Source organism: Streptacidiphilus sp. PB12-B1b (assembly GCF_014084125.1).
Classification (GTDB): Bacteria; Actinomycetota; Actinomycetes; order Streptomycetales; family Streptomycetaceae; genus Streptacidiphilus.
This window is the reverse complement of the sequence record NZ_CP048405.1, coordinates 4,235,555-4,247,588: the sequence shown is the minus strand read 5'-3', so window position 1 is coordinate 4,247,588 and position 12,034 is coordinate 4,235,555. Positions and strand designations below refer to the sequence as shown.

The 12,034-nt window shown below is 74.7% G+C and carries 1 protein-coding gene; it reads left to right on the top strand.

Annotated elements, in window-relative coordinates; genetic code table 11:
• Positions 1-34: 34 nt before the first annotated feature.
• Positions 35-11,980 (top strand): type I polyketide synthase, encoded by an 11,946-nt coding sequence (locus tag GXW83_RS18890; RefSeq protein ID WP_182444209.1) that lies wholly within the window; start codon positions 35-37, stop codon positions 11,978-11,980.
• The last annotated feature ends 54 nt before the right edge of the window (positions 11,981-12,034 follow it).

Below are 12,034 nucleotides of genomic sequence, written 5' to 3'. Positions count from 1 at the left end.
GGCACGGACCAGGTGACGAGCAAGGTGACGAGCAATGGTGAATGACGACAGGCTCCGCGACTACCTCAAGCGGGTCACCGCCGACCTGCACCGCACCCGGCAGCGGCTGAGCGAGGCCGAGGCCGAGGCGGCCAACCGCGAGCCGATCGCCATCGTTGCGATGAGCTGCCGCTACCCCGGCGGGGTGGACTCGCCCGAGGAGCTGTGGCGGCTGGTCTCCTCCGGCACCGACGCCATCACCGCGTTCCCCGCCGACCGCGGCTGGGATCTGGACGACCTGGACGACCCCGACCAGCTCCGCCCCGGCACCAGCTACGCCGTGCAGGGCGGATTCCTGGACGACGTCGGCCGGTTCGACCCGGCGTTCTTCGGCATCTCCCCGCGCGAGGCGCTGGCGATGGACCCGCAGCAGCGGCTGCTGCTGGAGACCACCTGGGAGGCGTTCGAACGCGCCGGGATCGACCCGGCCACGCTGCGCGGCAGCCGCACCGGCGTGTTCGCCGGGGTCATGTACCAGGACTACGCCGTGCGGCTGCGGCAGGTCCCCGAGGACGTCGCGGGCTACCTGGGCAGCGGCAGCTCCGACAGCGTCGCCTCCGGCCGGGTCGCCTACACCTTCGGCCTGGAGGGGCCGGCCGTCAGCATCGACACCGCCTGCTCGTCCTCGCTGGTGGCGATCCACCTGGCCTGCCAGGCGCTGCGGCTCGGCGACTGCACGCTGGCGCTGGCCGGCGGCGCGATGGTGATGTCCACCCCGGTTCCGTTCGTGGAGATGAGCCGCCAGGGCGGCCTGGCCCGGGACGGCCGCTGCAAGTCCTTCTCGGCCGCCGCCGACGGCACCGGCTGGGGCGAGGGCGTGGGCATGCTGCTGCTGGAGCGGCTCTCCGACGCCCGGCGCAACAACCATCCGGTACTCGCCCTGGTCCGGGGCTCCGCCGTCAACCAGGACGGCGCCAGCAGCAGGCTCACCGCGCCCAACGGCCCCGCCCAGCAGCGGGTGATCCGCCAGGCGCTGGCGGCGGCCGGGCTGGCGCCGTCCGAGGTGGACGTGATCGAGGCGCACGGCACCGGCACACCGCTCGGCGACCCGATCGAGGCGCAGGCCCTGCTCGCCACCTACGGCCAGGACCGGCCCGCCGGACAGCCGCTGCTGCTGGGCTCGCTGAAGTCGAACATCGGCCACACCCAGGCGGCGGCCGGGGTCGGCGGCGTGATCAAGACCGTGCTGGCGATGCGGCACGGCACCGTCCCGCCGACCCTGCACGCCGAGAACCCCTCACCGCAGGTGGACTGGACGTCCGGCGCGGTCCGGCTGGTGACCACGGCGGTGCCCTGGCCGCAGACCGGCCGTCCGCGCCGGGCCGCCGTCTCCTCCTTCGGCGTCAGCGGCACCAACGGCCATGTGGTGTTGGAGCAGGCGGAACCGGCCGCCCCAGTCGAGCCCCGGACCGATGCCGGTTCCCCGGCCGCTGTGCTGCCGTGGGTGCTCTCCGCCCGCACCGCCGGGGCGCTGCCCGCCCAGGCCCGTCGGCTCCGCGCCCACCTGGACGACCACCCGCAGCTGAACCCGGCCGAGTTGGGCCACGCCCTGGCCACGACCAGGGCCGCCCACGAGCACCGGGCGGTACTGGTCGGCTCCTCCACGGACGAACTCCGCCGGGCCCTGGACGCCCTCGCAGCCGACGCGGACGCCCCCGGCCTGCTGCGCGGCGCGGCCGGTCCAGGTGGCGAGCCGGTGTTCGTCTTCCCCGGCCAGGGCTCGCAGTGGAGCGGCATGGCGGTGGAACTGCTGGAGCAGTCACCGGTGTTCGCCGCCCGGCTGCACGAGTGCGCCCAGGCCCTGGAGCGTTATCTCGACTGGTCGCTGATACCCCTGCTGCGCAAAGAAGCTGACACTCCCTCACCGGAGCGGTTGGACGTCGTCCAGCCGGTGCTGTTCGCGGTGATGGTGTCGCTGGCGGAACTGTGGCGCTCGTACGGGGTGCGGCCGGGCGCGGTGGTCGGCCACTCGCAGGGCGAGATCGCCGCCGCCTGCGTCGCCGGTGCACTCACCCTGGACGACGCGGCGCGGGTGGTCGCGCTGCGCAGCAGGGCGCTGCGGGCGCTGTCGGGCCTGGGCGGCATGGTCTCGGTGGCGCTCCCGGTCGACGAGGTGCGCGCCTGGATCGCGGGCTGGGGCGAGCGGCTCTCGGTGGCGGCGGTCAACGGCCCGCGCTCCACCGTGGTGTCCGGTGACGCCGAGGCGTTGGAGGAGCTGCTGGAGCAGGCGGAGCAGCGACAGCTGCGGGCCCGCCGCATCCCGGTCGACTATGCCTCGCACAGCGTCCATGTGGAGCAGATTCAGCAGCAACTCCAGCTCGAACTGGCTGGACTGACGCCACATCAGTCCGAGGTCCCGTTCTACTCGACGGTCACCGGCGGGCTGCTGGACACCACCGCGCTCGACGGTGACTACTGGTATCGCAACCTGCGCCGGACCGTGGAGTTCGAGCAGGCCACCCGGGCCCTGCTGGCCGACGGCTACCGGGTGCTGCTGGAGGTCAGCCCGCACCCGGTGCTCACCGTCGGCGTCCTGGAGACCGTGGAGGACGCAGGCGGCGACGCCACCGCCGTCGGCACGCTGCGCCGGGACGAGGGCGGCCTGCGCCGGTTCACCGAAGCGCTGGCCGAGCTGCATCTGCGCGGCGTTCGCGTCGACTGGGACGCCGTCTTCGGCGGCCCCCCGGCCGCACCGGTGGAGCTGCCGACCTACGCCTTCCAACGGCAGCGCTACTGGCTGGAGGACGGCGCGGGGCAGAGCGCCGACGTCGCCTCGGCGGGCCTGGCCACGGCGGACCATCCGCTGCTGGGCGCCGTGGTCGAGCAGGCCGACTCCGACGGGGTGCTGTTCACCGGCCGGCTGTCGCTGCGGACCCACCCCTGGCTGGCCGACCACGCCGTCCTGGGCAGCGTGCTGCTGCCCGGCACCGCCTTCCTGGAGCTGGCACTCCGGGCCGGGGAGCGGGTCGGCTGCCCCATGGTCGAGGAGATCACCCTGGAGGCCCCGCTGCCGCTCCCGGAGACCGGCGCTGCGGTGCTCCGGCTCTCGGTCGGCTCGCCGGACCGGCACGGCCGCCGCCCGCTGAGCCTGCACTCCCGCCCGGACGGCGCGGAGCCCGGCGAGGAGTGGCTGCGCCACGCCAGCGGCACGCTCGCCCAACCGGCGCCGCAGCCGGCGCCGCAGCCTATGTCCCAGCCGTCCGAGGCTGTCGCGTCCGCGCCCTGGCCGCCGGTCGGCGCCGCGCCGATCGCGGTGGAGGGCATGTACGAGCGCTATGCCGAGGGCGGCTTCGGCTACGGCCCGGCCTTCCAGGGGCTGCGGGCCGCCTGGCAGCTGGGCGAGGAGGTGTTCGCCGAGGCGGTGCTGCCCGAGCCGCAGCGGCGCGACGCCGAGCGCTTCGGCCTGCATCCGGCGCTGCTGGACGCCGCCCTGCACGCCACCGGCCTGGAACCGCTCGGCCTGGAGCACTCCGACAGCGTCGGCGGACGGATGCCGTTCTCCTGGTCCGGTGTCACGCTGCACGCCTCCGGCGCGACCGCCCTGCGGCTGCGGATCTCCCCGGCGGGCCGGGACGCGGTAGCGCTGGAAGCAACCGACCCGGCCGGTCGGCCGGTGGCCTCGGTGGAGTCGCTGGTGCTGCGCCCCGCCGCCGCGCCCGCCCCGGACAGTGCCCGGCATCAGGCCCTGTTCCAGGTGGAATGGCACCCGTTGACGGTGGCCACCACTCCTGCCGAACCACTGCCCGCACCGGTCGCCGACCTGGGACAGCTGCTGGCGGATCTGGACGTCGGCCTGCCCGCGCCCGAACTGGTCCTGCTGCGCGACCACGCCCGCCGCGTCGATCAGGGCGAGCAGCCCGGAGCCGGGACGGTGTCCGCCGCGCACCAGGCCGTGCAGCGGGCGCTGACCGCAGTCCAGACCTGGCTGGCCGATGAGCGCCTGGCCCGCTCCCGGCTGGTCGTCGTCACCCGCCGCGCCATGGCCGTCCCCGGCGGGGGAGAGCCCGACCCGGTGCAGAGCGCGGTCTGGGGCCTGGTGCGCTCGGCGCAGTCGGAGCACCCCGGGCGCTTCGTCCTGCTCGACCTGCCGGACGGCACGGCATCCGCACCCGCACCCGCATCGGCCGCCGCTGCTGTGGCCACCGGGGAGCCGCAACTGGCCGTGCGCGGTGACGAGGTGCTGGTCCCCAGGCTGGGCCGGGTCCGCGGCCGACCGGCCGAGCCCGGCGACGGCGCACCGGTCGGCCGTCGTGCGCTCGACCCGGACGGCACCGTCCTGGTCACCGGCGGGACCGGGCTGCTGGGCTCCCACATCGCCCGGCACCTGGTCGGCGAGCACGGCGTCCGGCGCCTGCTGCTGGTCTCGCGCAGCGGCCCGACCGCCGACGGCGCCGACGCCCTGCGGGCCGAGCTGGAGGCGCTGGGCGCGGACGTCCGGATCGCGGCCTGTGACGCGGCCGACCGGGACGCCCTCGCCGAGCTGCTCGCCGGTGTGCCCGCAGAGCACCCGCTGACAGCCGTGGTGCACACCGCCGGGGCGCTGGACGACGGCGTCGTCACCGCGCTCACCCCCGAGCGGGTGGACAGCGTGCTGCGTCCCAAGGTCGACGCGGCCTGGAACCTGCACCGGCTGACCCGCACCCACGACCTGGCCGCCTTCGTGCTGTTCTCCTCCGCCGCCGGGACCTTCGGCGGCCCCGGCCAGGCCAACTACGCCGCCGCCAACGCCTTTCTGGACGCCCTCGCCCAGCAGCGCCGCGCCGAGGGGCTGCCCGGCCAGTCCCTCGCCTGGACGCTGTGGGACCAGCGCAGCGGCCTCACCGCGCACTTGGACGACGCCGACGTACGGCGGGTGGCCCGCTCCGGCATGCCGCCGCTCAGCACCGACCAGGGCCTGGCACTGTTCGACGCCGCCCTGGCGGCAGACCCGGCCGCGCTGGTGCTGATGCGGCTGGACACCGCCGCATTGCGGGCCCGGGCGGCGACCGAGGAGCTCCACCCGCTGCTGCGGGGCCTGGTCCGGGTGCCGCCCCGGCGGGCAGCCGCGCCCGGCGAGGCGGCGCCGGCCGAGGGCGACGCGCTGCGGCAGCGGCTCGCCGCCCTGGACCGGGCCGGACGCATCCGGTTGCTGCTCGGGCTGGTCCGCACCCATGCGGCAGCCGTCCTCGGGCACCTCTCCGCGGACACCCTGGACGCCGCCCGCGCCTTCCGCGAGCTGGGCTTCGACTCGCTGGCCTCGGTGGAGCTGCGCAACCGGCTGACCAACGCCACCGGCCTGCGGTTGCCGGCCAGCCTGGTCTTCGACCACCCCACGCCCACCGTCCTGGCCGAGTACCTGAGCCAGCAACTGATGGGCCATCAGAATGCTGTGCTGCCTGACACGGTGGGCGCCGGGCCGACCGTCGCGCAGGACGATCCCATCGCCATCGTGTCGATGGCCTGCCGCTTCCCCGGCGGCGTCCGCAATCCGGAGCAGCTGTGGCAGCTGGTCGCCTCCGGGTCGGACGGCATCGCGGAGTTTCCCACGGACCGGGGCTGGGCACTGGACGACCTGTACGACCCGGACCCCGACCGCCCCGGCACCTCCGTCACCCAGCAGGGCGGATTCCTGTACGACGCGGCCGAGTTCGACGCCGACTTCTTCGGCATCTCGCCGCGTGAGGCCCTGGCGATGGACCCGCAGCAGCGGCTGCTGCTGGAGACCACCTGGGAGATGTTCGAGCAGGCCGGGATCGACCCGGCCGAGCTGCGCGGAGACCCGGTCGGGGTCTTCGTCGGGCTGATGCAGCAGGACTACGCCGCCCGGCTGCTGCCCTTCATCCCCGAGGACGTCGAGGGCTTTCTCGGCACCGGCAACTCCGGCAGCATCGTCTCCGGCCGACTGGCGTACGTCTTCGGGCTGGAGGGCCCGGCGGTGACCGTCGACACGGCCTGCTCGTCCTCCCTGGTCGCCCTGCACCTGGGCGTCCGGGCGCTGCGCTCGGGCGAGTGCTCCCTGGCCCTGGCCGGGGGAGTGAACGTGATGTGCAGCCCGGAGCTGTTCGTGGAGTTCAGCCGTCAGGGCGGGCTCGCCCCCGACGGCCGCTGCAAACCGTTCGCGGCGGCGGCCGACGGCACCGGATTCGGCGAAGGCGTGGGCATGCTGCTGCTGGAGCGGCTCTCGGACGCCCGGCGCAACGGGCATCCGGTGCTGGCCCTGGTGCGCGGCAGCGCGGTCAACCAGGACGGCGCCAGCAACGGCCTGACCGCCCCCAACGGACCCTCGCAGCAACGGGTGATCCGAGCCGCCCTGGCCGATGCGGGACTGGCCGCGACCGAGGTGGATCTGGTGGAGGGCCATGGCACCGGCACGCGCCTGGGCGATCCGATCGAGGCCCAGGCGCTACTGGCGACGTACGGTCAGAACCGGCCGCTGGGAATGCCGTTGTGGCTGGGCTCGCTGAAGTCCAACATCGGCCACGCCTCGGCCGCAGCCGGGGTGGGCGGCGTGATCAAGACGGTGCTGGCCATGCGGCACGGAGTGATGCCCAGGACCCTGCACGTGGACGACCCGACACCGCACGTGGACTGGTCGGCCGGAGCCGTGGAACTGCTGACCGACTCCCATCCGTGGGAGGTCTCCGGACGTCCGCGCCGGGCCGGGGTCTCCTCCTTCGGCGTCAGCGGCACCAACGCCCATGTCGTCCTGGAGCAGGCTCCGGAGGCCGATCTCCGACCGCAGGCCGGGCCGTACGCCGAGGCCGGGCCGGTGCCGCTGCTGCTCTCGGCGCGCAGCCCGCAGGCGTTGCGCGACCAGGCGGCTGACCTGCTGGCCGCCTGGACGGCGGCCTCCGAGACCGCTGCCGACCTGGGCTTCTCGCTGGCCACCGGTCGCGCCCGGCACCGCCACCGCGCAGCGGTGGTCGGCCGGAGCGGCGAACTGGCCGACGCCCTGCGCGCCTTGGCCGACGGCGTCCCCACCGCCGGAGCGGTGACCGCCGACGCGGCCCTCTCCAGCCGTACCGTGTTCGTCTTCCCCGGGCAGGGGTCACAGTGGGTGGGCATGGCGGCCGGCCTGCTGGACGAGTCGTCGGTGTTCGCCGAGCACATCGCCGCCTGCGCACGGGCGTTGGCGCCGTTCGTGGAGTGGTCGCTGCTGGACGTGCTGCGGGGTCTGCCCGGTACGCCGCCGCTGGAGCGGGTGGACGTGGTCCAACCGGCGCTGTTCGCGGTGATGGTGTCACTGGCCCAGGTGTGGCGGTCCTACGGGGTGGAGCCCGATGCGGTGGTGGGGCACTCGCAGGGCGAGATCGCCGCCGCCTGCGTGGCGGGCGCGCTCTCGCTGGAGGACGCCGCCCGGGTGGTCGCGCTGCGCAGCCGGGCCCTGGGCGTTCTGGCCGGAGACGGCGGCATGGCCTCAGTCTCCCTTCCCACAACCGAAGTTGACCAGCTGCTGGCCCGCTGGGGCGGTCGGCTGTCGGTGGCGGCGGTCAACGGCCCGGCCTCCACGGTGGTGTCCGGCGACGCCGAGGCCGTCCGCGCGGCCGTCGCCGACCTGCTGGCAACGGGCGTACGGGCGCGGCGGATCGAGGTGGACTACGCCTCGCACTCGGCTCAGATGGAGCAGTTGCGGGAACAGTTGTTGGGCGAGCTGTCGGGTATTGAGCCGTGTTCGGGTGTGGTTCCGTTCTTTTCGACGGTGACGGCGGGGTGGTTGGACACGGCGGAGTTGGATGCCGGGTACTGGTTTCGGAATCTGCGGCAGACGGTGCGGTTCGAGGAGGCTGCGCGGGCGTTGTTGGGGGAGGGGTTTCGTTTCTTTGTGGAGCCCAGTCCGCATCCGGTGTTGTCGGTGGGGGTGCAGGAGTCGGTGGAGGCGGCCGGTGTGGAGGCCGTGGTGGTGGGTACGTTGCGGCGTGGTGAGGGCGGGTTGCGGCAGCTGCTGCTTTCCCTGGGCGAGGCGTGGACGCATGGGCTGCCCGTGGAGTGGGATTCCGCCTTCCCCGGCGGCAAGCGGGTCGAGCTGCCCACCTACCCGTTCCAACGGCAACGCTTCTGGCTGGACGTCCCCAGCACCAGCCGGGACGTGGCGTCGGCCGGACTGGGGTCCACCGGGCATCCGCTGCTCGGCGCAGCCCTGGAGGTCGCCGACAGCGGCGAACTGCTGCTGAGCGGCCGACTGTCGCTGCGCAGCCACCCCTGGCTGGCCGACCACCAGGTCTCCGGCGTCGTGCTGCTGCCGGGCACGGCCTTCCTGGAGCTCGCCCTGCGGGCCGGTTCCGAGGCGGGCTGCCCGGTGGTCGAGGAACTCACCCTGCAGTCACCGCTGATCCTGCCCGAACACGGCGCGCTCCAGCTGCAACTTCGGGTCGAGGCAGCAGAAACCGACGGACGACGCCCGCTGACCGTCTACGCCCGACCCCAGGCGGACGCCGACCAGCCCTGGACGCCCTACGCCACTGGCCTGTTGGCGCCCACGACCGCAACCGCTGCCACCGCCGTACCCGCCGCAACCGCCCTGCTGGCCTGGCCGCCGTCCGGGGCCGAAGCCGTGGACGTGGACGACCTGTACCAGCGCTTCGCCGACGCCGGATACGCCTACGGTCCGGCCTTCCGGGGCGTCCGCGCGGCCTGGCGGCGTACCGGGGACAGCCGCACCGGCGGTACCGGCACCGACGAGGTCTTCGCCGAAGTCGTGCTGGAGCAGCCGCAGCACGCCGACGCCGGCGGTTGCGCCGTCCACCCGGCGCTGCTGGACGCGGCCCTGCAGACCGCCGCCCTGCTGCCGGACCAACCCGGCGGCGCGCGGCTGCCGTTCAGCTGGACCGGGGTGACCAGCCACGCCGCCGGAGCCACCACCCTGCGGGTGCGGCTCGCCGCCGCCGGACCGGACGCGGTCACCCTCAGCGTCCACGACCTCTCCGGCCGACCGGTGCTCACCGTGGATTCGCTGGTGCTGCGGTCGGTGGCACCCGGCGCGCTCGACCTCGCCGCCCGCACCACGGACCTGCTGTTCCACCTGGATTGGACACCGGCACCCGCCCCGGCCGAGGCCGCTGACCCGGCTGCCCCGGTCGCTCCAGTCGTTTGGGCGGCGCTCGGCACGGCCGTCCCCGACGCCGCCCCCGCAGCCGCCTGGTCGAGCCTGGACGCGCTGTGCGCCGCACTCGACGCGGGCACCGCACTGCCCGGGCTGGTCGTGGCGCAGTGCCCGACGCCCGCCCTCGCCGACCCGGCCGAACGGGTGCGCGCCGCCACCCGCGACGGCCTGGCCCTGATCCAGGGCTGGCTCGCCGAGGAACGACTGGCCGACACCCGGCTGGTGCTGCTCACCAGGAACGCCGTCCGCACCGGCCCCGGCGACCGACCGGCCGATCTGGCCCAGGCCGCCCTCTGGGGCCTGCTGCGCAGCGCCCAGACCGAGCACCCGGACCGCTTCGTCCTCCTCGACCTCGACCGGGACGACGACCCGGCCGTCGTCCTGCCCGCTGCCCTGGCCTGCGGCGAACCACAACTGGCCGTGCGCGCCGGCCAATTGCTGCTGCCCAGGCTGGCCCGCTCGTCCGGAGCGGCCGACGCACCCGGCGCAGTGCTCGCCGTACCCCCGGGCGAGCCCGCCTGGCGGCTGGTCGCCGGACAGGGCACGTTGGAGGGCCTCGCACTCGCCCCGGCTCCGGACGCGCTCGCGCCCCTGGGCAAGGGCGAGGTGCGCATCGCGGTGCGCGCCGCCGGGCTCAACTTCCACGACGTCATCACCACCCTCGGCCTGGATCCGGACCCGGAGCAGCAGGGGCTCGGCAGCGAGGGCGCCGGGGTCGTCCTGGAGACCGGGCCCGGCGTGGACGATCTCGCCCCCGGCGACCGGGTCATGGGCATCTTCGGCGGAGCCTTCGGCCCGGTGGCCGTGGCCGATCGGCGCACCATCGCCCGGATACCCTCCGGCTGGTCGTTCGCCAGGGCCGCGTCCGTACCGGTGGTCTTCCTCACCGCCTACTACGGCCTGTTCGACCTCGGCGGCCTGCGGCGCGGGGAGTCCGTGCTGGTCCATGCCGCCGCCGGGGGCGTGGGCATGGCGGCCGTGCAACTCGCCGCACACGCCGGAGCCACCGTGTTCGGTACCGCTGCCCCGCGCAAGCAGCAACTGCTGCACGCCTCGGGCCTGGACGAGGACCACATCGCCTCGACCCGCACCGTGGACTTCGCCGACCGGTTCCTGCGCACCACCGGCGGACGCGGCGTGGACCTGGTACTCGACAGCCTTGCACGGGAGTTCGTGGAGGCCTCGCTGCGGTTACTGCCCAACGGCGGCCGCTTCGTGGAGATGGGCAAGACCGACGTCCGCGACGCCGACGAGGTCGCCGCCCGGCACCCCGGCGTGCGCTACCGGGCCTTCGACCTGATGGAAGCCGGGCCGCAGCGCATCGGCGAGATGCTCGCCGAGATCCTGGACCTGTTCGAGCAGGGGGCCCTGCACCCGCTGCCGGTCACCGGCTGGGACGTCCGCCGCGCGCCGGAGGCCCTGCGATTCCTCAGCCAGGCCAGGGGAGTCGGCAAGAACGTCATGCTGCTGCCCGCGCCGCTCGACCCGGACGGCACGGTCCTGGTCACCGGCGGCACCGGAACGCTGGGCCGCCTGGTCGCCCGGCACCTGGTCACCGAGCACGGGGTGCGGCACCTGCTGCTGGTCGGACGCCGGGGCGAAGCCGCCGACGGCATGCCCGAACTCCTGGCGGAACTCTCCGCGCTGGGTGCCCGGACGACGGTGGCCAGCTGTGACGTCGGCGACCGCGCCGCGCTCCGCGCACTGCTGGCGTCCGTACCCGGCGAGCACCCGTTGACCGGGGTGGTGCACGCGGCCGGGCTGCTCGACGACGGGACGGTCACCGGATTGACGAATCGTCAGTTCGCCTCGATGCTGAGGCCCAAGAGCGATGCCGTACTGGCCCTGCACGAACTGACCAGGGACCTCGACCTGTCAGCGTTTGTGCTGTTCTCCTCCGGCGCGGCACTGTTCGGCGGGGCCGGCCAGGCCAACTACGCCGCCGCCAACGCCGTACTGGACGCCCTCGCCGCAGAGCGCCGCGCCGAGGGCCTGCCGGGCACCTCCATCGGCTGGGGTCTGTGGGAGCAGCGCAGCGCGATGACGGCCGGGCTGACCGGAGCCGCCGTGCGGCGCCTGGGCGCCTCCGGCGCCGGGGCGCTGACCTCGGCCGAGGGCCTGGCCCTGTTCGACGCCGCGCTGTCCGGGCCGTACGCCTACCAGCTCGCCGCGCGGATCGACCCGGCCGCGCTGCGCTCCGCCGACCGGGTGCCCCCGGTGCTGCGCGGGCTGGTGCGCCCGGCGCGGGTCCGGGCGGCTGCGGCCGCTCCCGCGTCGGCCTCCGTCGCCGAGCAACTGGCCGCGCTCTCCGGGGAGGAGGCGTACCGGGTGCTGCTGGATCTGGTCCGTGGCAGTGCGGCGGCCGTGCTCGGGCACAGCTCGCCCGAACTGGTGCGGCCAGCAAGGCCGTTCAAGGAGATCGGCTTCGACTCGCTGACCGGGGTCGAACTGCGCAACCGGCTGATGGCGTCCACCGGGCTGCGGCTGCCCGCCGCGCTGGTCTTCAACCACCCCACACCGGAGGCGCTGGCCCGGCATCTGACCGAGCGCACTTCGGCCGCCAGGCCCAGCGCCGCCGGTGCCCTGCTCGCCGAACTCGACCGGATGGAAGCCCTGCTGGCGGACCTCCCGGTACTCCCGGAACTCCCGGACGACCAGCCACTGCGGGAGCAGCTCGCCGACCGGCTGCGCCGCGCGCTCACCCGGCTGCAACCGGGCGGTGTGCCCGGCGGCGCGGCAACCACGCACGTCCCCGTCGCCGCCGATACCGCCGGACCCGATGAGCTGCCGGCCAGCGGTATCGAGGCGGCCACCGACGACGAGGTGTTCGCCTACCTCGACCGGCAGTTGGGCCGCTCATGACCTCCGCCCCGACCACACCCCACGGCAATCCACACCTCGAAGGCGGCGGTATCC